Below are 24,631 nucleotides of genomic sequence, written 5' to 3' on the forward strand. Positions count from 1 at the left end.
CACGCGACGCGCGCCGGCCCCGCCCGATGTGAAAACGGCGCATGAGCCATTCATGCGCCGTTTCATTGTCGGATCGCGGGCCGTGCCGGCCCGCACCGCCTCATGCGAGCGCGATGCCCAAGGCCCGCTCGATATCGGCGCGCAGATCGGCTTCATCCTCGAGGCCGACATAGAAACGCACCAGGGTGCCGCGATGCGGCCAGACCGGCCGCATCGACGCGACGTCGTAAGGCATCGCGAGGCTGCACGCGCCGCCCCAGCTCCAGCCGATCGCGAACAGGTCGAGCGCCTCGACGAAGGCGTCGATCCGGTCGGGGCTGTAGCGCGCGTCGAACACCACCGAGAACAGGCCGCCCGCCCCCGTGAAATCGCGCACGAACGATGCGTGGCCGGGACAGTCCGGCAATTGCGGATGCAGCACCGTCGCAATCTCCGGGCGCGACTTCAGCCAGGTGGCGAGCGCCAGCGCATTCCGGCTGTGCGCGTCGAAGCGCAACTGCATGCTCGGCAGGCTGCGCAGCACGAGCGAGCAGTCGTCCGCCGACACGCCGATGCCGAGCCGCATCCGCGCGAGCTTCAACTTCGCATGCAATTCCGGGTCGGCCGTGATCGTCGCGCCCATCAGGATATCGCTGCCGCCCGACTGGTATTTCGTCAGCGCCTGCACCGAGATGTCGACGCCGTGCTGGAACGGCTTGAACGCGAGACCCGCCGAGTAGGTGTTGTCGATCGCCGTGACGACTCCGCGCGACCGCGCGGCCGCGGTGATCGCCTGCACGTCGGGCACTTCCATCGTCACCGAGCCCGGCGCCTCGAGCCAGATCAGCCGCGTCTGCGGCTGGATCAGATCGGCAATGCCCGCGCCGATCAGCGGATCGTAGAAACGGACGGTGATACCGAAATCCCGGCTCAGCCAGGTGCCGAAATCGCCGTTCGGGTTGTACGCGTTATGCGGGATCAGTACGTCGTCGCCTGCTTTCACGAGGCCGAAGTAGACATTCGTGATCGCCGACAGCCCGGACGGCTGCAGCAGCGCATGCCGACCGCCCTCGATTTCGGCGAGGCGCTGCGCGAGCGCGAGCGACGTCGGCGTCGCGTGCAGCCCGTAGCGCCACTGGCCGTCCTCGCGCCAATCGAGCGCGCGCATCGTCGCGAGATCGGGAAACACCACCGTCGATGCGCGCTCGACGGGCGCGACGAACGAGCGGAAGCCGGCGGGAATGGCGTCGTCGGGCTGGACGACGCGGGTTTGCAGCGCGCGCTTGGAAGTGGGTGCGGTCATGACTGGAAGGCTCGACGGGGAGCGAATAGGTAACGGCGAATCCCGCAAGCTTAGCCGGATTCGCCGCGTTTGACCCGGTACAGTCGGCCGCGTGCCGACCGGACCGGTGGGGGCGCGTTACTCGGTGGTGCTCAGATTGCTCACGCCGCCGACCGGCTGGGCGGCCGGCGCGCCATGACGCACTTGCGGCGCTTGCGGCATCGACGGTGAAGCGGGCGCCTGCGGCGAAGCGCCGACCGGATGCAGCACGACCGGCTGCGGATCCGATTCGTCCGTATTCATGCGATCGGCCTTCAGCGCGCCCGACGCATCGAAGGTACCCATCCACACCCCGGTGATGTTGGTGCCGTCGTTCGACTCCTCCACTTCGAGGGTGTCGCCGTCGCGGTCGCCCGCGAGCAGGATCACCTCGCCGGTATCGCGGTACTGGTACTCGCCGTGCACGCCCGGTTCGTCCTGCTTCGGCCCGAGGCGCACGACGATCGGCCGGCCGCCGAGCGTGCCTTCATAGCGCGGCAGGCGGGCGAAAGCCGGATTCGGCTTGAGCGGCCTGGCCGGCGCGGTGTCGTCCTGCAACGCCGCCGCACCGGACGCGCTGCGCGGCGCGGGCTGCGGCGCCTGCGCGAACGCCGCGCTCAGCGTGAACGTCGTCGCGGCCAGCGCCGCCCATCGAATGCCGAACTTCATGCCCACCTTGCGTTGCTCCGTCAGATACGTTCGAAGATCGCGGCGATGCCCTGCCCGCCGCCGATGCACATCGTCACGAGCGCATAACGCCCGCCGATGCGTTGCAGCTCGTACAGCGCCTTCACCGTGATCAGCGCGCCCGTCGCGCCGATCGGATGGCCGAGCGAGATGCCCGAGCCATTCGGATTGACCTTGGCCGGATCGAGGCCCAGTTCGCCCGACACCGCGCAGGCCTGCGCCGCGAACGCCTCGTTCGCTTCGATCACGTCGAGATCGGCGACCGTCAGGCCCGCGCGTTCGAGCGCCTTGCGCGTCGCGGGCACGGGGCCGATTCCCATGTACGCGGGATCGACGCCGGCGTGCGCGTACGCGACGAGGCGCGCGAGCGGCTTCGCGCCGCGGCGCTCGGCCGCGCCGCGCTCCATCAGCACCAGCGCGGCGGCGGCATCGTTGATGCCCGACGCGTTGCCGGCCGTGACCGTGCCGTTCTCCTTGACGAACACCGGCTTGAGCTTCGAGAAATCCTCGAGACTCGCGTCATGGCGCACGTGCTCGTCGGTATCGAACAACACCGACGCGCCTTTCTTCGAGCCGATCGTCTCGATCGGCAGGATCTGATCCTTGAAATACCCGGCGCGGATCGCGTGCGACGCGCGACGATGCGACTCGAGCGCCAGCGCATCCTGCGCGTCGCGCGTGATGCCGTATTTCGCCGCGACGTTTTCCGCGGTCACGCCCATGTGGATCGACTGGAACGGGTCGTTGAGCGCGCCGAGCATCATGTCGACGATGCGCGCGTCGCCCATGCGCTGGCCGAACCGCGCGGCCGGCATCGTGTAAGGCGCGCGGCTCATGTTTTCCGCGCCGCCCGCGACCGCGACGTCGGCGTCGCCGAGCAGCACGCTCTGCGCGGCCGACACGATCGCCTGCAGCCCCGAGCCGCACAGACGGTTCACGGTCAGCGCGGGCGCATGCTGCGCGACGCCGCCGTTCAGCGCCGCGACGCGGGCGAGATACATGTCCTTCGGTTCGGTGTGCACGACGTTGCCGAACACCACGTGCCCGACCTCGTCGCCCGTCACCTGCGCGCGCGAGAGCGCTTCGCGCACCACGCGCGCGCCCAGTTCCGTCGGGGCGAGATCCTTCAGACTGCCGCCGAACGTGCCAATTGCGGTACGCACACCGCTCACCACCACGACTTCGCGTTGCATCGTTGCCTCCCGTTCTTCTCGATGAAATGGATGTGCTGCCTGGCGGGCGTGCCGCGCGCCCCGTCAGGCGTTCAAATGTGCGACGACGGCCTCCCGAGACGGGATCGGCGCGACCGCGCCGAAGCCGAGCGTCGACAGCGCGGCCGCCGCATTCGCATAGCGTGCCGCGATGAACGGATCGTCACCCGCGACAAGACGCGCGATAAACGCGCCGCCGAAGCAGTCGCCCGCGCCGGTCGCGTCGACCGCATCGACGGCGAAGCCCGGCACCACGCGCCGCTCGTGCGGCGTCGCGACGTACGCGCCTTCCTTGCCGAGCTTCAGCGCGACGATGTCCGGCCCGCAGTCGAGCAGCGCATCGACGATCGCGTCGCGCTCGTCGAGCCCGGTGAGCACCGTCACGTCGTCCCAGCTCGGCAGGCAGATGTCGGTCTGGCGGATCGCCTCGAGCATCACCGCGCGGGCACGCGGCAGCGGCCAGAGCTTCAGGCGCAGATTGGTATCGAAACTGACTCGCGCACCGTTCGCGCGCGCATGGCCGATCGCCGCGAACGCCGCGTCGCACGCCGGCGCGCCGATCGCGAGACTCACGCCGGACAGGTGCACGACCTGCGCGGCCGCCAGTGCGTCGAGCGGCAGATCGGCGGCCGAGTAGCGGCTCGCCGCGGAGCCCGCGCGCAGATAGTCGAACTGATGGCCGTCCGGGCCGTGCGATACGAAATACACACCGGTCGGCGCGGCGGCGTCGATCCGCACGCACGATGTGTCGACCTGTTCGCGCCGCCACAGATCGAGGAGCAGACGGCCGAAGTGGTCGTGGCCGACCGCGGACACGAACCCCGCCCGCGCGCCTTGCCGCGCGGCGGCGATGCAGAAGTTCGACGTATCGCCGCCGAAGCCCTGCAGGTAGTTCGGTTCACCCGGATGCGACTGGTTGAATTCAACCATTGCCTCGCCGAGCGCGAGCACGGCCGGAAACCCCGTCGTCATCGCTTAGACCTCGCCCCACAGATCGTGGCCGTCGGCGCCCGTGATCCGGACCGACACGAAATCGCCGACCTTGTAGCGCTTCGACGCCTTCGCGGCCGGCTCGACGTAGACCACGCCGTCGATTTCCGGCGCATCGGCGGCGGTACGGCCGATGCCGCCTTCGTCGTTGACTTCGTCGATCAGCACCTTCAGCGTCTTGCCGACCTTGCGCTCGATGCGCGCGGCCGACACGTCCTCCGCCACTTCCATGAAGCGCGCGCGGCGTTCCTCGCGGACCTCGTCCGGCAACGCGCCGTCGAGTTCGTTGGCGCTCGCGCCTTCGACGGGCGAATAGGCGAAGCAGCCGACCCGATCGAGTTCGGCTTCGCGGATGAAATCGAGCAGCGTGTCGAACTGCGCTTCGGTTTCGCCGGGAAAGCCGGCGATGAACGTGCTGCGGATCGTCAGGTCCGGGCAGATCTCGCGCCATGCCTGCACGCGTTCGAGCACCTTCTCGGCGTTGGCCGGACGCTTCATCCGCTTCAGCACGTCCGGATGCGCGTGCTGGAACGGCACGTCGAGATACGGCAGCACGTGGCCCTTGTACGGACCTTCCGCCATCAGAGGAATGATTTCGTCGACGTGCGGATACGGGTACACATAGTGGAGGCGCACCCATGCGCCGTATTGCGCGGCCAGTTCGCCGAGCGCGGCAACCAGCTCGGTCATGCGGGTCTTGAGCGGACGGCCGTTCCAGAACCCCGTGCGGTACTTGACGTCGACGCCGTACGCGCTCGTGTCCTGCGAAATGACGAGCAGTTCCTTGACGCCGGACTTGAACAGGTTCTCGGCTTCGAGCATCACTTCGGCGACCGGCCGCGACACGAGATCGCCGCGCATCGACGGGATGATGCAGAACGTGCAGCGGTGGTTGCAGCCTTCGGAAATTTTCAGATACGCGTAATGGCGCGGCGTGAGCTTGATGCCCGCGGCCGGCACCAAATCGACGAACGGATCGTGCGGCTTCGGCAGGTGGCTGTGCACCGCCTGCATCACTTCGCCGAGTGCGTGCGGACCGGTGACGGCCAGCACCTTCGGATGCACTTCCTCGATCAGGCCGGTGCCGCTCGCGCTCTTTTTCGCGCCGAGACAGCCGGTGACGATCACCTTGCCGTTCTCGGTCAGCGCCTCGCCGATGGCGTCGAGGCTTTCCTGGACCGCTTCGTCGATGAAGCCGCAGGTGTTGACGACGACGAGATCCGCGCCGTCGTAGGTGCCGGAGATCTCGTAGCCTTCCGCGCGCAGCTGGGTAATGATTTGTTCGGAATCGACCAGGGCCTTGGGGCAGCCGAGGGACACGAATCCGACTTTAGGGGATTGAGACATCTGTAATGTGGGGGCGTGGCAGCAAAAACGAGAGTTTACAGCCATTTAGGGTTCGGCGAGGCAAAACGGGCCGGGGGCGAGACAGATCGCCGGCTTGGGCGTCGGGGCGCGAGAGATGATGCGTCCCTTTCATTCGGCGGCATGCTTGGTGGTGGCGGGCGCGAGCGTTGGGGCGTTGCGCTCAGCGCATATCGCCATTGCCTGATCGGGCGCAAATCTCTTGAGTACTCACGCAACCGCCACGCCCGGACTTGAGAGACAAACGGCTCCCGGTGGCGTTCCGCTTCCTTGCACGCTCACAACCGGCTCTCGCCATCGCATGCATTGATGAAATCAATGCCATACTCAATTTAATATTCCGAATTGTTTTAATTTCATAAAATCAACGCGCCATCAATTACCCAAAAACATCGCTAGGATAAAAAATAAAAAAATCCAGATGGTTTTTTTACCCATCACCACACATAAATCTTGCCAGCCCCGGAAACTCATCACTAACATCATTTCCCTGATGAGCCAATTTTCAAAATCCAACCCAGATCGAGGAAACCATGCCAGGCAAGATATTCCTGTACAGCAGCGATGATGCCGACGCAAACACCGTAAAAGCCTTCAAAAATCGAGATTATTCGACAATCGCCCTGACACAAGACCCGAAGGTTTTCTGGAATGCGGTCAAATCGGTCGACAGCAACGGCTACCTTGCCATATTGAGCCACGGCGACAGCAATGGGTTTTTAATGGTCTCGGGCCAAAGCGGCAATGACATGACCAATCAGGAAATCCAGGATTTCGCGAAGATTCTCAACGACAAAACAATCACGCTGTATCTTTTATCCTGCCACACGGGACAGGATCCGTTCGGTTCAAAACTGAAGGAAACCGGGTGTCGATTCGCCGCTCCGCTCGGCTACGCCCAGATCAAATCCAGCTCGGAATCGCTGTCCGTTTATTCGGTGAAAGACAACGATCCGTCATCGAAAAATTACGAACCCTGGACGGGCACACACGACCTCTATCCCACTCGGCTCGGGAAAGCGCTCACCATCAGATGATCCTAATGGCCCCCGCTTTCCGCGGACAACCCCTGATCTATAGCCGCGCCATCGGACAGCCGAGGGAGACAAATCCGAGTTCGGGCGATTGAGACCTCCGTGATGTGCAGGCGCGGCAGCGAAAGCGAAAGTTTACGTCTATGTCGAGATCGGTCAGGCAAAACGGGCGGCCCGGCGCGGACGTCGCTCGACAACCGGGATCGGCCGCGCGGCGAGACCGATCCGACAACGCCCGCCCGCCGTTCGCGGCGGCGGTATCGGGAACGCTGCCCGCCCGATCCGCGCTCGCGACAAGACTCGCGATCCGCGCGCCAAGGGCCCCCGCTGGCCTGACGAGCCGGCATGGCGCCGCGTGGTCGAGCTTTGCCTGACCGAGCAACGTATCGCGAAGGTGCCGCGCGTCCGCCCAATACGGGCCGGACCCAATCAGGCACGTTCCGATCCACGCCGCTCGTCTCCGTCACCGAACCCGGCTTTCCCACCCGAAACGCCCCTCGTCAGTCCCTGACGATCCCCGGCGTCCCGCCCGGCTGTGGCGCCGAGCGATCGGGATGGTCACGCTCGACGAACCGCCGCAGGCCTTCGGCGGTTTCGGGTTGATGGATCGACCGGTTGAAGCACTGCGCCTCGATCTTCAGGCCCTCGGCCAGCGGCAGTCCGTAGCCGCGCACCGCCGCTTCCTTGTCCGAACGCATGGCGGGCTGAGGCAGGCCGGCAAGCGTATTCGCCAGCGCCAGCGCACGGTTCAGCGATTGCCCCTTGGGCACCACTTCATTGACGAGGCCGATCCGATACGCTTCTTGCGCATCGATGACTTTCCCGGTCAGGATCAGTTCCATCGCCCGCCCCATGCCGACGATTCTCGGCAGTCTCTGGGTGCCGCCGTCCGCGAGCCCGATGTTCCAGCGCCGGCAGGTCACGCCGAACGACGCATGCGCCTCGGCGATACGCATATCCGCGAAGCACGCCCACTCCAGCCCCCCGGCATAGGCCACGCCGTTGACCGCGGCGATGACCGGCTTGTAGATATCGGTCCACCGGCTCGGGCCTATGATGCCGGGGCGCTCTCCCCGGTCGTGCGCCGCGATCTCGGCCGCGTCGAACGGCACCAGTTGCGACGCCGCCTTCAGATCGCCGCCCGAGCAAAACGCCTTGTCTCCCGTGCCGGTGATGATCGCCACCCGGGCCGCGTCGTCGTCACGAAAACGGGTCCACGCGTCGATCAACTCGCGATGCGTGACGGGGCCGATGCAGTTGCGCTGCTCAGGCCGATTGAAGCGGATGATCACCACCGGCCCGCGCTGGTCGTAGGCAATTTCGCTGAACGTCATAAGCGCTCCTGTCTTGCTTGATTCACGAAGGTCGGGGATGCCGGCCGCGCGCCGCACCCGGCAAAACGCCAACGCGATTATAGGTGCCGGCCCGCGCCGGGTTCCCCGGCCTGCCGCGGGTGCGCGTCGCCGTGCGCGGCCAGCCGTTCCGAGATCAGCGCCTTCAGCGTGCCGACCAGCAAGGTGTCGCCGCCGGTATCCGCGGACGCGACCCCGATGCCGACGGAGGGCAGCGCCGGCAACCGCTCCGCCGCCCCTAGCACCGCCAGATCCGGCGGCACCGCGCCTTCCGTCAGGACCGCGACCGCGATCCCCGCGCGCACCATCGCGAGCAGGCCATCCTTGCCCGCGCTTTCGCAGACGATCCGATAGGCCACGCCCGCCTCCTCCAGTGCGCGGCGCGCGGCCTGGTGATCGAGCGTATCGGGCTCGGAAAGCGCGAGCGACACGAGCGGCTCATGCGGTTGCCCGACACGGTCGGCCGCCCCCACCCAGACGAATTTCTCCCGCCGGACCGCCCGCGCGCCCGGCTCGTCGCGCACGAGCGAAATCAACGCGAGATCGATCCGTTTCGCCTCCAGCATCCGGCGCAGATGCGTCGTCGGCGCACAGGCGAGATGCACCGTCATGCGCGGATGCCGCACCGCGATCTCGCGCAGCAGCGCGGGCAGGAACGCCGTGCAGTAATCGTCCGGGCAGCCCAGCCTGACCACGCCGCTCAGGCTGCTGCCCGTCAGTTCGGCCAGCGCTTCGTCATGGATCCGCAGGAGCGCCCGCGCATGCCGCAGCAGCACCTCGCCGTGCGCGGTCAGTTCGACGCCGCGCACCGTCCGATGCAGCACCGCGCCCGCCGTGATTTCCTCGATGCGGCGCACCTGCATGCTGAGCGCCGATTGCGTGCGGCCGATGCCGCCGGCCGCGCGCGTCAACGAACGCGCATCCGCGATCGCGACGAAGGTCTTCAGCAGATCGATATCGAGGTTCGCCATGGGGCATCAACTCCGCAAATGTCTGACATCAGCATTATTCGTTTCCTCGCGCCGCCCGGCGTGTCTTAGGATCGCGTCGTACCCGCCACCGGGCGCCGAGCCGGCCGCGGCGCCCGATCCCCTTTCCGAACGACGAGGAACCGAGCCATGCAGCAAGCCAGCGATCATGCGTTCTGGGACGCGGCGAACCGCCATCTGATCCGCTACGGCGGTTCATTCTCGCCGGTCGTCATCGAGCGCGCAAAAGGTTCGTACGTCTACGATTCGGCGGGACGTCCGATCCTCGATTTCACGTCGGGCCAGATGAGCGCGGTGCTGGGTCACGCGCATCCTGAAGTCGCCGACGTGATCGCCTGCAGCGCCAGGGAGCTCACCCATCTGTTCAGCGGCATGCTGTCGCGCCCGGTGGTCGAACTGGCTCGCACCCTCGCCGACATCGCCCCCGGCGGGCTCGAGCGCGCGCTGCTGCTCAGCACCGGCGCCGAAGCCAACGAGGCGGCGATCCGGATGGCGAAACTCGCGACCGGAAAATACGAGATCGTGAGCTTCGCCCGCTCGTGGCACGGCATGACGGGGGCCGCGGCGTCGGCCACCTACAGCGCGGGCCGCCACGGCTACGGACCGGCCTCGGTCGGCTCCTTCGCCATCCCCGCCCCCTACCCGTACCGCCCCGCATTCGAGAAGTCCGGGCGCTACGACTGGCGCGCGGAACTCGACTACGCGTTCGACCTGCTGGATCGGCAATCGTCCGGCAGCCTCGCCGCGTTCATTGCCGAACCGATCCTCAGTTCGGGCGGCCTGATCCCGCTGCCCGCCGGCTACCTGCTCGCGCTGCAGGAACACTGCGCGCGACGCGGCATGCTGCTGATCGTCGACGAAGCGCAAACCGGCATCGGCCGGACCGGGCTGATGTTCGCGTGCGAGCGCGACGGCGTGGTGCCCGATCTGCTGACGCTGTCCAAGACGCTCGGCGCCGGCATCCCGCTGTCGGCGGTGCTCGCGACGCAGGAACTGGAGCAGCGCTGTCACGAGGCCGGTTTTCTGTTCTATACGACGCATGTGTCGGATCCGCTGCCCGCCGCGGTCGGCGTGAAAGTGATCGACGTGGTGCGACGCGACGGGCTGGTCGAACGCGCGCGCGCGGCAGGGACGCGTCTGCGCGAAGGCCTGGATACCCTGCAGCGGCGCTATCCGTGCATCGGCGACGTGCGCGGCGAAGGGTTGCTGCTCGGCATCGAGATCGTTGCCGATCGCGACAGCAAGGCGCCCGCACCGCGATTGTCGGCCGCCATCACCGACCGCTGCCTGCGCCACGGACTGCACATGAACATCGTCCAGCTCAAGGGCTTCAGCGACGTGTTCCGCCTCGCGCCGCCGCTGACGATCAGCGACGCGGAAATCGACGAAGCGCTCGACAAGCTCGACATCAGCATCGGCGAATGCATGCGCGAGCACTGATCGTCGGCCACCGGCCGGCATCGGGCCGATGCACTCCCCATGCAACCCACCCGCCCGCGTTGTATATCGATTAGCGATTGCCTATCCTTGCTTCGTTATCGACCGAAAACGGGGTTAATCATGTCAGGATTCAATCCGATTACATTGCGTGCGATCGACGATAAAAACGAACCGTTATTCGAGTATGTCGTCCCGTTTTCCATGGAGATCAGCGCCCGCCAGGTATTGGAGAATGCCTTTGTCATTGGGCAAAGCGCCGCGAAATCCGATCCATTTCTTTATACGCTCGAATACTACGGTTATAGCGAATCCGCGCCATACCCCGGATATCTGGGATATGAAATCGAAAGTATCGCCGGGCTTTCAAATAATGCCGAGTATTATTGGGAATTGCTGATCAATGGTGTTGCGTCGTCGAGCGGCGCGGATACGACCTACCCGAACCCCGGCGCGACCGTCATCTGGCAATATGCGGCGATCCCCGCGGCGGCCGATCAGCAAACGCGGCGCGCCACGATCATTCAACAGCGATACAAGACGCGATCCTGATCGCAATCCGCCCGCACCGGCCCCGCTCGTGCGCGCGGGGCCGGGCTGCCGGGCCAGCCCTCGGCGTCGCGAGCGGCTCCATGCGTGGAACCGGCCGTGCCGGTAAGACAACCGGGCGCCCCTCCCGAGCCGGTCGATCGTTCCGAAGCGGAATCGATCCGGCGCGGCGCGCGTCATCCCGAGCCATATCGACTGGCCCTCCCGCCTCGCGATGCGCAATCAGGCGCCGCCACCCCGGCTTCAGATCGGAAGCACCGTCGACGACAGAATCTCCCGCAGCACCATGAACGTACGGATCTGCCGCACCCCCGGCAGGTAAAGCAGCTGCTCGGCGTGCAGCCGGTTGAAACTGTCGCTGTCGCGGGTGCGGATCAGCATGAAGTAATCGAATTCGCCGGTCACCACGTGACATTCCATGCAGCCCTGCACCTTCTGCGCCGATGTCTCGAACGCGGCGAAGGACTCCGGCGTCGATCGATCGAGCACCACGCCGATCACCACCAGCATGCCGGCATCCAGTTGCTTCGGACTCAGCAGCGCCACGGTCGCCCGGATGAAACCCGCCGCCTTCAGGCGTTCGACCCGACGCAGACACGCGGGCGCGCTCAGGTTGACCTGGGCGGCCAGCGCCACATTCGAGATCGACGCATCGCGCTGCAGTTGCCGAAGAATCGCGCGATCGATGCGATCGAGCGCGGCGTCCGTCCGGTGCGGGTCGTCGTCGGTATGGATTTTTTTCATTGCGTAAAAATCATCAATCAAGAAATTTAACTCAGCTCGATACCACCGTCTCTTATTCAAATTATGCGCGGAGGCTTTTCTTCGCAAGCTCATTTCCCCACGGAAACTCTACGATGGATCCGGTTCGCCGTGCCCCAGCGCGGCACGCATCGTCCCTCCCCCCACCCAGGAGTCGCCTGATGAATCTGCAGCGTTTTCCCCGCTATCCGCTCACGTTCGGCCCCACGCCGATCCACCCGCTGAAACGCCTGAGCGAGCATCTGGGCGGCCAGGTACAGCTGTATGCGAAACGCGAGGACTGCAACAGCGGCCTTGCGTTCGGCGGCAACAAGACCCGCAAGCTCGAATACCTGATTCCGGAAGCGCTTGCGCAAGGTTGCGACACGCTGGTGTCGATCGGCGGAATCCAGTCGAACCAGACGCGTCAGGTTGCCGCCGTCGCCGCGCATCTCGGCATGAAATGCGTGTTGGTCCAGGAGAACTGGGTCGACTACTCGGATGCGGTCTACGACCGGGTCGGCAATATCCAGATGTCGCGGATCCTCGGCGCGGACGTGCGCCTCGTCCCCGACGGTTTCGATATCGGCATTCGCCGCAGCTGGGAAGAAGCGCTGGACAGCGTGCGCGCCGCCGGCGGCAAGCCGTTTGCGATTCCGGCCGGCTGCTCCGAGCATCCGCTCGGCGGGCTCGGCTTCGTCGGCTTCGCTGAGGAAGTCCGGCAGCAGGAGGCCGAACTCGGCTTCCGGTTCGACTACATCGTCGTCTGCTCGGTGACGGGCAGCACTCAGGCGGGCATGGTGGTCGGCTTCGCGGCGGACGGCCGCGCGCGCCGCGTCATCGGCATCGATGCGTCGGCAACGCCGGAGCGCACGCACGAGCAGATCGTGCGCATCGCCCGCCACACCGCGGAGCGCGTCGAGCTGAACCAGGATCTCGGTCCCGACGACGTGATTCTCGACCGGCGTTATGCGGGCCCTGCATACGGTTTGCCGAACGACGGCACGCTGGAGGCGATCCGGCTGTGTGCGCGGTTCGAAGGGATGCTGACCGATCCGGTCTATGAAGGAAAGTCGATGCAGGGAATGATCGACCGCGTGCGCCGTGGAGAATTTCCGCCGGGTTCGCGCGTGCTATACGCGCATCTCGGCGGCGTGCCGGCATTGAATGCGTACAGCTTCCTCTTTCGCGACGGCTGACAGGGCGCGTGGTGCATGTCCGGCACGCGTCTGCACCTGCACCTGCACCGCGTAGCGAAAGGAGCCGGCCATGCGGCAAGGGACGAGCCGATCGGGCGGACCCGCGCGCCACGCGCGGGAAATCTCAACACGCGCCGACGGCTCGGACGCAAACTGGACACGTCGCTGTCGAAGGAGGTCCGCTCACGCAGCGACTCGAACCGTGACAGGACGACTCCACTCGTCGCGCGCGTGCGCTGCGCGCCGCCGCCGGGCTGAGGGCCCGGCTCGCGCTTACTTCTTCTCCGGCTCGCCCGGATTCGGCTGCTTGAACGGGAACGTGCCGAACATCGACTTCGCCTGATCCTGCATCTGCTCCTGCATCTTCACGAACATGTTCTTCGACTGCTCGATGTAGCTCGTCATCATCCCTTGCATCATCGGCGCCTGCATGTTCATGAACTGCGACCAGACTTCCGGATTCATCGCATTGTTGTCGTACAGGTTCTTCGACTGATCCGTGAGCTTGCTCTGGATATCGATGAACGCCTGGATGTTCTTTTCCAGGTACGTGCCCATCATGCCCTGCATCGCATGACCGTAGAAACGGATGATCTGCGACAGCATCGACGACGAGAACATCGGCACACCGCCGCTCTCTTCCTCGAGAATGATCTGCAACAGGATGCTGCGGGTCAGGTCCTCGCTGCTCTTCGCATCGATCACCTTGAAGTCTTCCTGTTCGAGCACCAGCTGCTTGACGTCGGTCAGCGTGATGTACGTGCTTGTCTCCGTGTCGTACAGCCGGCGGTTCGGATATTTCTTGATGAGCCGTTCAGCAGTCTTCTTTGTAGTAGTCATGTAACGCCTTTGAGCGCCAGCGAAGCGCAGTGACAACGCGCCGGGGCCCGCATGACATAGCCATGCAGCCCCCGGCGCGTACCCGAAACCATCCGAACCACGAGGCCTGCCGGCACGCGCCGGCAGGCCAGGTGGCTCAGCCCATATGCAGGCCGCCGTTCAGCGAGAAATCCGCCCCGGTCGAAAAACCGGATTCGTCCGACGCGAGCCACGCGACGATCGAACCGATTTCGTCCGGCGAACCGAGCCGGCGCACCGGAATGGTCGCGACGATCTTCTCGAGCACGTCCGGACGGATCGCTTTCACCATGTCCGTGCCGATGTAGCCCGGCGACACGGTGTTGACCGTCACGCCCTTGGTAGCCACTTCCTGCGCGAGCGACATCGTGAAACCATGGATGCCGGCCTTCGCGGTCGAGTAGTTCGTCTGGCCGAACTGGCCCTTCTGGCCGTTCACCGACGAGATGTTGATGATTCGGCCCCAACCGCGCTCGACCATCCCGTCGATCACCTGCTTCGTGACGTTGAAGAGGCTCGTGAGGTTGGTGTCGATCACGGCGGTCCAGTCTTCGTGCGTCATCTTGCGAAACACGACGTCGCGCGTGATGCCCGCATTGTTGACCAGCACGTCCACCTCGCCGAGTTCGGCCTTGACCTTTTCGAACGCCAGTTTCGTGGATTCCCAGTCGCCGACGTTGCCTTCCGATGCGACGAAGTCGTAGCCCAGCGCTTTCTGATCCTCGAGCCACTTCACCCGGCGCGGCGAATTCGGACCGCAGCCCGCGACCACCCGGAAACCGTCCTTGTGCAGGCGCTGGCAGATACTGGTGCCGATTCCGCCCATACCGCCCGTTACGTAAGCAATTCGCTGAGACATAAACCTCACTCCATTATCGTTTTGAGAAGCGCCGAGCGGCAACCTCTTTCCTCGCCTGCCTTCCTGCCGGGCCGCACCCGCCCGGGCGCGGCCCGCTCCGAACCGGCGTTACGGGCGTTCGACGGCCAGTGCGACGCCCATTCCGCCGCCGATGCACAGCGACGCGAGACCGCGTTTCGCATCGCGCTTCTGCATTTCGTACAGCAGCGTCACGAGAATCCGGCAGCCGGATGCGCCGATCGGATGGCCGATCGCGATCGCGCCGCCGTTCACGTTGACCTTCGACGTATCCCAGCCCATCTGCTGGTGCACGGCGAGCGCCTGCGCGGCGAACGCCTCGTTGATTTCCATCAGGTCGAGATCGCCCGGCGTCCAACCCGCCCGCTCGAGACAGCGGCGCGATGCCGGCACGGGACCGATGCCCATCACGCTCGGATCGACCCCCGCGTTCGCATACGCCTTGATGCGCGCAAGCGGCTTGAGGCCGAGCGCTTCCGCCTTCTTCGCCGACATCACGAGCACCGCGGCCGCGCCGTCGTTGAGACCGGACGCGTTGGCGGCCGTCACCGTGCCGTCCTTCGCAAACGCGGGCTTGAGGCCCGCCAGCGATTCCGCCGTCACGCCGTGGCGCACGAATTCGTCGGTTGCGAAGCGCAGCGGTTCGCCCTTGCGCTGCGGAATCTCGATCGGCACGATCTCGTCGTCGAAGCGGCCCGCCTTCTGCGCGGCTTCCGCCTTGTTCTGCGACAACGCGGCGAACTTGTCCTGATCCTCGCGGCTGATGCCGTACTCCTTCGCGACGTTCTCCGCCGTGATGCCCATGTGGTACTGGTTGTAGACGTCCCACAAGCCGTCGACGATCATGCTGTCGATCAGCTTCGCGTCGCCCATCCGGAATCCGTCGCGCGAACCCGGCAGCACGTGCGGCGCCGCGCTCATGTTTTCCTGGCCGCCCGCGATCACGATATCGGCATCGCCGGAAATGATGGCGTTGGCGGCGAGCATCACGGCTTTCAGTCCGGAGCCGCACACCTTGTTGATCGTCATGCCGGGCACCGCGCTCGGCAGACCCGCCTTGATCACCGCCTGACGCGCCGGGTTCTGACCCGAGCCCGCCGTCAGTACCTGGCCGAGGATCACTTCACTGACCTGTTCCGGCTTCACGCCGCCGCGCTCGAGCACGGCCTTGATCACTGCCGCGCCGAGGTCGGGCGCCGCGATCTTCGCGAGGGAACCGCCGAATTTGCCGACCGCGGTGCGCGCGGCCGATACGATCACTACGTCAGTCATTTCACTATCCTCCGGGCTTGAGCGGCGCGACGCGCCACGACCCGCCCTGTTAAAAATCCCTACCGGAGAGGCGTAGAGCGTGCGCCGCCTTCCGGGATTCGTCAATCGCGTTGCAACACATAACGGCCCGGCGCCGGCTCGATCACCGGGAATTCCGCGGAGCCGGGCGCGCGCGGCTTCACCTTGCGGCCGCCATGCGCATCGAGCCAGTCGGTCCACTCTGGCCACCAGCTGCCCGGATGCTCGGTTGCGCCGTCGAACCACTCGCCGGCCGTTGCGGACAGCGATTTCGCGTCGGCGCCGTGGCTCCAGTAGCTACGCTTCTTCTTCGCGGGCGGATTGATCACCCCCGCGATATGGCCGGACGCGCCGAGCACGAATCTGAGCGGCCCCGTCAGCAGCGACGTGGACGCATACGCGGTCTGCCACGGCACGATGTGGTCGTCGCGCGAGCCGTAGATGAAGGTCGGCACATCGATCCGCGACAGGTCCACCGGCTCGCCGCACACCGTCAGCGCGCCGGGTTCGCGCAACTGATTCTCGAGATAGGTATGGCGCAGGTACCACGCGTACATCGGCCCCGGCAGATTCGTCGAGTCGCCGTTCCAGTACAGCAGGTCGAACGGCGCCGGCGTGCGGCCCTTCAGATAGTTGTCGACCACGTAGTTCCATACGAGATCGTTCGGCCGCAGGAACGAAAACGTGTTGGCGAACTCGACCCCGTGCATCAACCCCGGCTTGCCGCCGTTCTTGCCGCCGATGGTCTGCTCGCGCATCTGCACATGTGCCTCGTTCACGAATACGTCGAGCACGCCCGTGTCGGTGAAGTCGAGCATCGCGGTGAGCAGCGTCATCGATGCCGCCGGGTGTTCGCCGCGCGCGGCCAGGACCGCGAGCGCGGTGGCGAGCATCGTGCCGCCGACGCAGAAGCCGAGCGTGTTGATCTGCTCGCGACCGCTGATCTGCCTGACCGTGTCGATGGCCGCCAGCAGCCCCTCGTCGATGTAGTCGTCCCAGGTCTTGTGGGCGACCGATGCATCGGCGTTGCGCCACGACACCAGATAGACCTGATGGCCGCTCGACAGCGCGTGCGCGACGAGCGAATTCTCGGGCTGCAGGTCGAGGATATAGAACTTGTTGATGCACGGCGGCACGATGAGAAGCGGCCGTTCGTAGACGGTCGCCGTCAACGGCTTGTACTGGATCAGCTGGATCAGATCGTTCTCGTAGACGACCGCGCCCTCGGTGCTCGCGAGATTCTTGCCGACGACGAACTGCGATTCGTCGGTCTGCGAGATCTTGCCGCGCTGCAGATCGCCGAGCAGGTTCAGCAGACCGAGCCGCAGGCTCTCGCCCTGGGTTTCGATCAGGTTCTTCTGCGCTTCGGGATTCAGCGCCAGAAAGTTGCTGGGCGCGGCAGCGGCGGTCCACTGCTGGACCGTGAAGCGAATCCGCTCGCGCGTCTTCGGATCGGTCTCGAGCGCATCGGCCAGTTCCTGAAGATAGCGCGCGTTCAGCAGATACCACGCGGCCGTGAACGCATGCGCGGGCGACGCCTTCCAGGCGTCCGCGCTGAACCGGCGATCCTTCAGTTCGGGCGCTTCGAGTGTCGCGGCCGTCACCTGCCGGACCAGTTCGACGCATTCGCGCGAGTAGTCGGCCTGCAGGCGCTTGAGGCGTTCGGGCGGAATCGCCGCGACCGGCAGCTTCAGCCCCGCGAACGGCGACGCGGCGGCGGACCAGTCGGGCAACTGCGGCATCTGGAACGGAAACGGCGCGGAAAACGGCACCGCTCCGAACGGCGACGGCGCGGCGGCGGGCCCCGCCGCCGCGCGCGCGGGATCCGCGAAGCGGCTCCACGCGCCCAGCCAGGCCTCGAACATCTGCTGCATCGGCTGTGCTGCCGTACCGGCGGGCGAGTGGCCCTGGGGTGTATCCGTGTGAGGGGACGTCGACGAAGTTTTCGGTGCTGTCATACCTGCGTTACCGGTGGTACCTGGGCGGTGTTCCTGAAAATCCTGCTCGAGCCGCGCAATGTCAACAACCCTGTAAGCGGCCCGATGAGCGGGGCCGTCATGCTCTGGAGTGTTCCCTCCAGATTCTGCCGCAGTGCGGTAGTTTTATCATTATCGTTTTCCCCATGTGAAGCGCCGCATCAAACCGCGATCGCGCCGGGTGGCAAGATAATCGTCTCTAAACAGGCAATGCCCGGCGGAACGGACGTCTCCGGGAAATCGATTAACGACCGCAGTTTAAGCGATACGCCGCTGAAAATCGAACTGGGCAGCGCAGCAAAAATATCCTTTAAACCCTGTTGAAAATCGCAACAAAATCGCCGGATTGAAGCGCGTTTCAGTCGGTCAGCCAGATCATCGCGGCCATCCGGCCCGTCACGCGGTCGCGCCGGTACGAATAAAAGCGTGCCGGCTCGGTGACCGTGCAGGCATCCCCGCCGCCGATCCGCGTGATGCCGATGCGCGCGAGACGCACGCGTGCGAGCGCATAGAGATCCGCCAGGTATTTGCCCGGCGCGTCCGCCTTTTCTCGGAATGCGCGCGCCGTCGCGACATGGTCGACCAGCGGCGCCGCATCGAGAAACGCCTCGCGCACGTCGGGCCCGACCTCGAACATCGCGGGGCCGATCGCGGGGCCGAGATAGGCGTGCAGGCCGTCGACCGACCCGCCGGCAAGCGACGCCACCCGCTGCGCCGTCTGCTCGACGATGCCCGACGCGAGCCCGCGCCAACCGGCGTGCGCCGCCCCCACCGCCCGGCCCGCCTCGTCGCACAGCAGGACCGGCATGCAGTCGGCCACCATCACCACGCACACGGCGCCGGGCACGCACGTGACGCTCGCATCGGCGCGCGTCGCCGGCGCGCCGGGGTCGGCGGCCAGCGCCGCCACTACCTCGTCGGCCTGCACGATGCGGCTGCCGTGGATCTGTTCGAGCCACGCGGCCTGCGGCTGCCCGGTGAGCGCGAGCAGCCGCGCGCGGTTCGCGTCGACATGCGCGGGATCGTCGCCGGTATGCCGGCCCAGATTCATGCCGCCCGCCTGCCCCGCTCCGTCATGCCAGCGGCCATACGGAGGCTCGCTGACGCCGCCGTTGCGCGTCGAGATCAGCGCGCGCACGCGCGGCGAAACCCGCCAGTCGGGTTGCAGGCAGTCGGCCTGCGTGAGGGCGGGCAACATCGTCATGGTCGGTCAATCCTCGTCGTCATCGGAAAGCGGCATTCCCTCGTCGTAAGCGCCGCCGAACTCATCGTCATAGACCGCGTCCCCGTCGTCGAATTCCGCATCGTCGCCACCGAAGCCAAGCGCCTCGATCAGCGCGGCGATATCGTCCGGCAGCGGACAGCGCCATTGCATCGTGCGCCCCGTCACCGGATGCACGAGACCGAGCCGCCACGCGTGCAGCGCCTGCCGCGCGAAGCCGTCCGGCAGCGGCGCGACGGAGCGCTTGCCGCGTGCGCGGCCGTACACCGGATCGCCGAGCAGCGGATGGCCAATGTGCGCGCAATGCACGCGGATCTGGTGCGTGCGGCCTGTTTCGAGGTCGCACTGGATCGCCGACACCGGCTGACGTTGCCACAAGGTCGTGTCAACCGTGCGGAAGTGCGTGCGCGCGGGTTTGCCCGACGCGCCCGTCACGACCGCCATGCGCGTGCGCTCGCGCGGATCGCGGCCGATCGGCGCATCGATCGTGCCCGCTTCGGACATCTGCCCCCACACGAGCGCGAAGTAGCGCCGCTTGACCGTGCGCGCCTGCAGCTGGCGCACCAGATCGGTTTGCGCGGCGAGCGTGCGCGCGACCACCATCAGTCCCGAGGTTTCCTTGTCGAGCCGGTGCACGATACCGGCGCGCGGCAGGCCCGCGGCCGCCGCGCCGTAGCGGTGCAGCAGCCCGTTGAGCAGCGTGCCGCTCCAGTTGCCCGCCGCCGGATGCACGACCATGCCGGCGGGCTTGTTGATGACGACGAGCGCGTCGTCCTCGTAGAGGATCGACAGCGGCACCGGCTCGGGGGTAAAGGCGAGTTGCTCGGGTAGCAGATCGGGCAGCAGCTCGATCGTCGCGCCGAGCGGCACCGGCTGGCGGATCTTCGCGGGCTCGCCGTCGATGCGCACCCGCTGCGCGTCGATCCAGCTCTGCAGGCGGCTACGGGAAAACTCGGGGAAAAGTTGCGCGAGCGCCTTGTCGAGCCGCTCCCCCGCGAGCGCGGGCGGCACTTCGACGACGCGCGGCGCATCGTCGGCATCGGCAGCCGGCCGCGCCGCACGCGCATCCAGCGCATCGCTCGTCAGATCGTCGTCGAGCGAATCACTGGAAGGAGCGTCGGACGCGCTGGCGCTTGGGCTATAATCGTCGCGATTTGACGTGCCCGCTTGGGCATTCAACGAACTTGAACGGGTCATTTAGACTGGGTCACCGAGATTTAAAGCTAGGAATGCGAGCCCTCTTCACCATGATGAATTCGACCAAACGTACGGCAAAACCTGTGGCCGTCTGGGCTGCGCTGGCTTCGGCCGCCGCCCTGATAGCGGGCTGCCACGGCCTGCCACAGAAGACCGATGAAACGGCGACCTGGGCGAACAACAAATTATACTCAGAGGCTCAGGATGCGTTGTCGGGCGGCGACTGGGGCAAGTGCGCGAAGTACTTCGAATCGCTGCAGGGCCGCGACCCGTTCGGTCATTTCGCGCAGCAAGCGCAGATCAACGTAGCGTACTGCAACTGGAAGGATAATGAGCTGGCGGCCGCCGATCAGGCCGTCGACCGCTTCATTCAGCTGCACCCGGATCATCCCGACATCTCGTACGCGTACTACCTGAAGGGCATGATCCACTTCAACGACGATCTCGGCCTGTTCGGCCGCTTCTCGGGCCAGGACATGAGCGAGCGCGATCCGCAGGCGCTGCGCGAGTCGTACGACGCGTTCAAGATCGTGGTCGATCGTTATCCGAAGAGCAAGTATGCGCCGGACGCCGCCGCGCGGATGCGCTACATCGTCAACGCGCTGGCGTCGCACGAAGTGCACGCGGCCGACTACTACTATCGTCGCGGCGCGTATGTAGCGGCCATCAACCGCGCGCAGCTCGCAATCAAGGAATACAAGAGCGCGCCCGCGATCGAGGATGCGCTGCACATCATGATGCTGTCGTACAACAGGCTGAATCAGCCGCAGCTGGCCGACGACACCAAGCGCGTGCTCGCGTCGACCTTCCCCGACAGCCCGTACGTCACGGGCCACGCTCGCCCGGGTGCGAAGAAATCGTGGTGGCAGTTCTGACCCGCGCCCCATCCGGCGACTGAAAAACAAAAACCCGGCCGTAGCGGCCGGTTTTTTTATTGGCGGCAGGCTTTGGCCGTTGCCCGCGCCGCTCAGACTTCCTCGGTCTCCGCCTCGGCCGTCCGGCGTTCGGCGAAGAACTCGCGCACCACGTCGATCTCGCGGGTTCGCTTGAACGGCGGAAGACTCTGCCAGATGCGCCGGCCGTAGGGCTTGTCGACGAGCCGCGTATCGCAGATCATCAGCACGCCGCGATCCGTCTCCGCGCGGATCAACCGTCCCGCGCCCTGCTTCAGCGTGATCACCGCCTGCGGCAGCTGGTGCGCCGCGAACGGGCTCAGGCCTTTCTTCGTCAACGCTTCGAGCCGCGCCGCCAGCACCGGATCGTCGGGCGGCGCGAACGGCAGCTTGTCGATCACGACCAGCGACAGTGCGTCGCCGCGCACGTCGACACCTTCCCAGAAGCTTTGGCTGCCGACCAGGATCGCGTTGCCGTATGCGCGGAACCGGTCGAGCAGTTCGGTCCGGCTCGCATCGCCCTGCACCAGCAGCGGCGTATTCCACCCGCGCGACGCAATCAGGTCGCGCAGCTTGTTCGCGATCCGGTCGACCGCGCGCAGCGTCGTGCACAGCATGAATACCCCGCCTCCGGCCGCCTCGATCGCGGGCAACGCCGCCTCGAACACCGCATCCGTGAACGCGGGCGACGACGGCTGCGGCAGATTGCGCGGCACGTACAGCAGGCCCTGGGTCGAATAGTCGAACGGGCTCGCCAGTGTCATCGAGCGGCGCGCATTGAGGCCCATCTGCGCCGCGTAATGCGTGAAATCGCCCCGCACCGAGAGGGTCGCGGACGTGAAGATCCAGGCGCGCGGCACGCCCGCGCGCTGCTTCGCGAAAATCGGCGCGACCGACAGCGGGGTCTCGTGCAACTGCACCGTGTGCGAAAACACCTCGACCCAACGCACTTTTTCATTGGGATCGTCCGCGCGCTTCGCGTCGCCGCCGGCATCCCGGGCGGCCTCGGCGTCGGCGGCTTCCCGCTGCGCGTCGGGTGCGATCCAGCCCGCGAGCAGGTCTTGCAGCTCGCGCGCGCGGCGCAGGCACGCGCCGATCGATTCGGCCCGCTCCGCCTGCCCGGACAGCGCCGCCGCGAGCGCATCGAGCGCGGCTTCGAGTCCGTCGAGCGCACCGAACAGCGGATGATCGTCGGCCAATTGCCCGAGCGACACGCGCACTACGGCATCGTCGCCGAACGCGAGCCGCACGTCGCGTGTCGCACGCTCCAGCGCACCGCCGAGCTTCACCCATTCGACGGCATCGCGTGCGTGACTCAGGCCTTCCGCCACCGCATCGCGCGCCAGTTCGAGGATCTGCGTGGTGGACAGCGTCTCGCCGAAAAAAAGCGTGGCCGTCTCGGGCAGCTGGTGCGCTTCGTCGAAAATGACCGTGTTCGCGCTCGGCAGCAGCTCGGCCATACCGGTGTCGCGCAGCATGATGTCGGCGAAGAACAGGTGGTGATTGACGACCACGATGTCCGCCTGCTGCGCGTCGCGGCGCGCCTGCATCACGAAGCACTCCTTGTAGTGCGGGCACTCCTGACCGAGGCAGTTGTCGCGAGTCGAGGTAACCATCGACCAGACCGGCGCCGTTTCCGGCACGCTCGCCAGTTCGGCCTTGTCGCCGCTGCGCGTGATTTTCGCGAAACGGACGATTTCCTGCAGATACGCGGTGTCCTGACGGGACGGCAGACGGCCGTTATCGGCCGTTCGCTGCAGATAGTAGTGGCACAGGTAATTCGCGCGCCCCTTCAGCATCGCGACCGTCACCGGCACCGCGAGCGCGTCGCGCACCGTCGGGATGTCGCGCTGGAACAGCTGATCCTGAAGGTGCTTCGTACCGGTCGACACGATCACCTTGCCGCCCCACAGCATCGCCGGCACCAGATACGCATAGGTCTTGCCGGTGCCCGTGCCGGCCTCGACGATCAGCGTGTTGTCGGCCTGCTCGTCGCCGGCTTCGGCGACGGGCGACGCATCGCTGCCGCCTGCGGCATCGCCCGGCAGGCGGCGCGCGGGACGCTTGCGCGTGTCGAACATCTCGGGTTCGGGCATCAGCTTGCCCGACGCCTCCATCGCGGCGGCGACGGCGCGCGCCATGTCGATCTGCGACGCGCGCGGACGATAGCCGTCAAGCACGCGCGCCAGCAGCCCCCCGTCGCCAAAGATGGCGTCGAGTTCGTTGATGCGTTTCGTGCTCGGCGTATACGCCCCGTCGACAGGCGTGCGTGAACGCGCGGCGGACGAATCGTCGCGCTGCGCGTCGGAAGTGGCATCAAGCGGTGAATTCAAGGCAAGCGGTTCCTAGGTGTCCGGTGCCCGCCGCGGCACCGGCGCTTGCCAGGCCGCGCTCAGGCGCGCTTATCCGGTTGGAGCTGCGATTGCAGCATGATGATTTTGTCTTTGGCCAGCAGCTTTTCTTTTTTCAGCCGGTGCAGCGCCAGGTCGTCAATGTCGGAACGGCCTTCCTTCAGCTCGATTTCGCGGGCGAGCTGACTGTGCAGCTCCTGCAACGAGACCAACCGATTGTGCAACTCTTGTTGCGTGTCCGCATAACGGGTTTGCATACTCGCCTCCTCACTAAGACAGCGCACGCCCGCGACGGCCGTGCGCCTGAGACTGCTTTCCGAATCGACCACCCACGCGTGCGCGTTACTGCCCCTGCTGCTGCTTTTGCTGTGCCTTCTCGGCGGCCTGCCGCTGCCGCTCCTCGACGTCCGCCTTGTGCTGCGCGGCGGCCTGCTGCTTCTGGTCATAGCGCTGGGCATTGTCCGCCCGTTCCTGCGCCTTCTGCGCACCCTGCGCGCGCGCATCGTCCAGCTTGCGCTGGAAGTCGGCCTGCTTCTGGCCGTATGCCTGCTGGTTCGCTGCCCGCTGCGGCCCCTCGGCGTCGCGCTCCGCGCGCTTCAGCGCATTTTGCTGCTGCTTGTCCTGGTAGGCCGCCGAATTCGCCGCCTCGTTCGCCGCGCGCTGCGGCGCATCCGCCTGCTGCTGCGCCTGCTTCAGCGCCAGCTGCTGGTCACGCTGCTGCGCGCGCACCGCGCGTTGCTCGTCGTCGAGCGCCAGCTGCTGCTCGCTGATGCTCGAGCGCTCGTCGCGCATCGTGTCGCGGGCTTTGTTCAGACAATAGTTGACGAAGAACTTGCTGTAGCAATCGTGCTGGGCCACGGCATAACGATAATCGTTTTCTGCCGAGCGCTGATTGAGCACTTTTTGACGCGTGTCGAAATTCGTGTCGTCGGCCGGCGCGGCGATCGCTCCCGAGGCCGGCGCGGCATCCGGCGCCTGCGCGCGGGCGGTCACGACCGGAAGAGACAACGCAGCAGCAAGCGCGGCGGCAAGCGCGACAAGGGGGAAGCGGGAAGTTGGCAACGTCGTAGGAAAGCTGCGGGACATGTGTCAAATTCTATCACCCCGCGGATG

General features: G+C 66.0%; 23 protein-coding genes. 6 read left to right on the forward strand and 17 right to left on the reverse strand.

All coding sequences use genetic code 11. The features are described 5' to 3' along the window. Nucleotides 1–100: 100 nt before the first annotated feature. The 5 genes from RZR99_RS05380 to rimO all read right to left on the reverse strand — a co-directional run bounded on the left by RZR99_RS05380 (nt 101) and on the right by rimO (nt 5,535). Complete coding sequence (locus tag RZR99_RS05380; RefSeq protein WP_323118708.1) at nt 101–1,282, reverse strand: cystathionine beta-lyase; 1,182 nt, start codon at nt 1,280–1,282, stop codon at nt 101–103. Between the two features lie 117 nt (nt 1,283–1,399). After that, the gene (locus tag RZR99_RS05385; protein WP_323118709.1) at nt 1,400–1,969 is read right to left on the reverse strand and encodes a hypothetical protein; all 570 of its coding nucleotides are present in this window, start codon (nt 1,967–1,969) and stop codon (nt 1,400–1,402) included. A 20-nt stretch (nt 1,970–1,989) separates the two neighbouring features. Beyond that, complete coding sequence (bktB, locus tag RZR99_RS05390; protein ID WP_323118710.1) at nt 1,990–3,180, reverse strand: beta-ketothiolase BktB; 1,191 nt, start codon at nt 3,178–3,180, stop codon at nt 1,990–1,992. A gap of 63 nt (nt 3,181–3,243) precedes the next feature. After that, complete coding sequence (locus tag RZR99_RS05395) at nt 3,244–4,170, reverse strand: sugar kinase (RefSeq protein WP_323118711.1); 927 nt, start codon at nt 4,168–4,170, stop codon at nt 3,244–3,246. Between the two features lie 3 nt (nt 4,171–4,173). Beyond that, nucleotides 4,174–5,535: a 30S ribosomal protein S12 methylthiotransferase RimO gene (gene rimO, locus RZR99_RS05400; protein WP_323118712.1), complete on the reverse strand. Its 1,362-nt coding sequence runs from the start codon at nt 5,533–5,535 to the stop codon at nt 4,174–4,176. 551 nt (nt 5,536–6,086) lie between these two features. On the opposite strand from rimO, the gene RZR99_RS05405 reads away from it, so the two are divergent. Beyond that, the gene (locus RZR99_RS05405) at nt 6,087–6,590 is read left to right on the forward strand and encodes a hypothetical protein (RefSeq protein WP_323118713.1); all 504 of its coding nucleotides are present in this window, start codon (nt 6,087–6,089) and stop codon (nt 6,588–6,590) included. Nucleotides 6,591–7,087: 497 nt separating this feature from the next. On the opposite strand, the gene RZR99_RS05410 is transcribed toward RZR99_RS05405, so the two are convergent. Beyond that, nucleotides 7,088–7,921: an enoyl-CoA hydratase/isomerase family protein gene (locus RZR99_RS05410; protein ID WP_323118714.1), complete on the reverse strand. Its 834-nt coding sequence runs from the start codon at nt 7,919–7,921 to the stop codon at nt 7,088–7,090. A gap of 77 nt (nt 7,922–7,998) precedes the next feature. Beyond that, nucleotides 7,999–8,910 carry a LysR family transcriptional regulator gene (locus tag RZR99_RS05415; RefSeq protein ID WP_323118715.1) on the reverse strand — a complete coding sequence of 304 codons (912 nt, stop codon included), beginning with the start codon at nt 8,908–8,910 and terminating at the stop codon, nt 7,999–8,001. A gap of 147 nt (nt 8,911–9,057) precedes the next feature. On the opposite strand from RZR99_RS05415, the gene RZR99_RS05420 reads away from it, so the two are divergent. Beyond that, the gene (locus tag RZR99_RS05420; RefSeq protein WP_323118716.1) at nt 9,058–10,368 is read left to right on the forward strand and encodes an aspartate aminotransferase family protein; all 1,311 of its coding nucleotides are present in this window, start codon (nt 9,058–9,060) and stop codon (nt 10,366–10,368) included. Nucleotides 10,369–10,488: 120 nt separating this feature from the next. Next, the gene (locus tag RZR99_RS05425) at nt 10,489–10,917 is read left to right on the forward strand and encodes a DUF4430 domain-containing protein (RefSeq protein WP_323118717.1); all 429 of its coding nucleotides are present in this window, start codon (nt 10,489–10,491) and stop codon (nt 10,915–10,917) included. A 240-nt stretch (nt 10,918–11,157) separates the two neighbouring features. Here RZR99_RS05425 and RZR99_RS05430 read toward each other — a convergent pair whose 3' ends face one another. Further along, on the reverse strand, nt 11,158–11,658 hold the full coding sequence (locus RZR99_RS05430) for an Lrp/AsnC family transcriptional regulator (RefSeq protein WP_323118718.1): 501 nt from the start codon (nt 11,656–11,658) through the stop codon (nt 11,158–11,160). A gap of 179 nt (nt 11,659–11,837) precedes the next feature. On the opposite strand from RZR99_RS05430, the gene RZR99_RS05435 reads away from it, so the two are divergent. Continuing rightward, on the forward strand, nt 11,838–12,854 hold the full coding sequence (locus tag RZR99_RS05435; RefSeq protein ID WP_323118719.1) for a 1-aminocyclopropane-1-carboxylate deaminase: 1,017 nt from the start codon (nt 11,838–11,840) through the stop codon (nt 12,852–12,854). 273 nt (nt 12,855–13,127) lie between these two features. Here RZR99_RS05435 and phaR read toward each other — a convergent pair whose 3' ends face one another. The 4 genes from phaR to phaC all read right to left on the reverse strand — a co-directional run bounded on the left by phaR (nt 13,128) and on the right by phaC (nt 17,753). After that, the gene (phaR, locus tag RZR99_RS05440) at nt 13,128–13,694 is read right to left on the reverse strand and encodes a polyhydroxyalkanoate synthesis repressor PhaR (RefSeq protein WP_323118720.1); all 567 of its coding nucleotides are present in this window, start codon (nt 13,692–13,694) and stop codon (nt 13,128–13,130) included. A gap of 136 nt (nt 13,695–13,830) precedes the next feature. After that, nucleotides 13,831–14,571, reverse strand: a complete 741-nt coding sequence (locus RZR99_RS05445) for a 3-ketoacyl-ACP reductase (protein WP_323118721.1) — start codon at nt 14,569–14,571, stop codon at nt 13,831–13,833. A gap of 108 nt (nt 14,572–14,679) precedes the next feature. Beyond that, entirely contained in the window at nt 14,680–15,861 is a 1,182-nt protein-coding gene (locus RZR99_RS05450) for an acetyl-CoA C-acetyltransferase (protein ID WP_323118722.1), read from the reverse strand. A 101-nt stretch (nt 15,862–15,962) separates the two neighbouring features. Then, nucleotides 15,963–17,753: a class I poly(R)-hydroxyalkanoic acid synthase gene (phaC, locus tag RZR99_RS05455; protein WP_323118723.1), complete on the reverse strand. Its 1,791-nt coding sequence runs from the start codon at nt 17,751–17,753 to the stop codon at nt 15,963–15,965. 111 nt (nt 17,754–17,864) lie between these two features. Here phaC and RZR99_RS05460 point away from each other — a divergent pair, with 111 nt between their 5' ends. Next, the gene (locus RZR99_RS05460) at nt 17,865–18,179 is read left to right on the forward strand and encodes a hypothetical protein (protein ID WP_323118724.1); all 315 of its coding nucleotides are present in this window, start codon (nt 17,865–17,867) and stop codon (nt 18,177–18,179) included. Nucleotides 18,180–18,213: 34 nt separating this feature from the next. Here the strand turns inward: RZR99_RS05460 and pgeF are convergent, their stop codons facing one another. Beyond that, on the reverse strand, nt 18,214–19,059 hold the full coding sequence (pgeF, locus tag RZR99_RS05465) for a peptidoglycan editing factor PgeF (protein WP_323118725.1): 846 nt from the start codon (nt 19,057–19,059) through the stop codon (nt 18,214–18,216). A gap of 6 nt (nt 19,060–19,065) precedes the next feature. Beyond that, nucleotides 19,066–20,274 carry an RluA family pseudouridine synthase gene (locus tag RZR99_RS05470; RefSeq protein ID WP_323118726.1) on the reverse strand — a complete coding sequence of 403 codons (1,209 nt, stop codon included), beginning with the start codon at nt 20,272–20,274 and terminating at the stop codon, nt 19,066–19,068. Between the two features lie 50 nt (nt 20,275–20,324). On the opposite strand from RZR99_RS05470, the gene RZR99_RS05475 reads away from it, so the two are divergent. Continuing rightward, complete coding sequence (locus RZR99_RS05475; protein ID WP_323118727.1) at nt 20,325–21,149, forward strand: outer membrane protein assembly factor BamD; 825 nt, start codon at nt 20,325–20,327, stop codon at nt 21,147–21,149. A 92-nt stretch (nt 21,150–21,241) separates the two neighbouring features. Here RZR99_RS05475 and RZR99_RS05480 read toward each other — a convergent pair whose 3' ends face one another. The 3 genes from RZR99_RS05480 to RZR99_RS05490 all read right to left on the reverse strand — a co-directional run bounded on the left by RZR99_RS05480 (nt 21,242) and on the right by RZR99_RS05490 (nt 24,604). Beyond that, nucleotides 21,242–23,500 carry an ATP-dependent DNA helicase gene (locus RZR99_RS05480; protein ID WP_323118728.1) on the reverse strand — a complete coding sequence of 753 codons (2,259 nt, stop codon included), beginning with the start codon at nt 23,498–23,500 and terminating at the stop codon, nt 21,242–21,244. A gap of 59 nt (nt 23,501–23,559) precedes the next feature. After that, entirely contained in the window at nt 23,560–23,775 is a 216-nt protein-coding gene (locus RZR99_RS05485; protein WP_323118729.1) for a YdcH family protein, read from the reverse strand. Nucleotides 23,776–23,860: 85 nt separating this feature from the next. Further along, on the reverse strand, nt 23,861–24,604 hold the full coding sequence (locus RZR99_RS05490) for a hypothetical protein (RefSeq protein WP_323118730.1): 744 nt from the start codon (nt 24,602–24,604) through the stop codon (nt 23,861–23,863). Nucleotides 24,605–24,631 lie beyond the last annotated feature (27 nt).

This window comes from Burkholderia alba (genome assembly GCF_034721475.1).
GTDB lineage: Bacteria > Pseudomonadota > Gammaproteobacteria > Burkholderiales > Burkholderiaceae > Burkholderia > Burkholderia alba.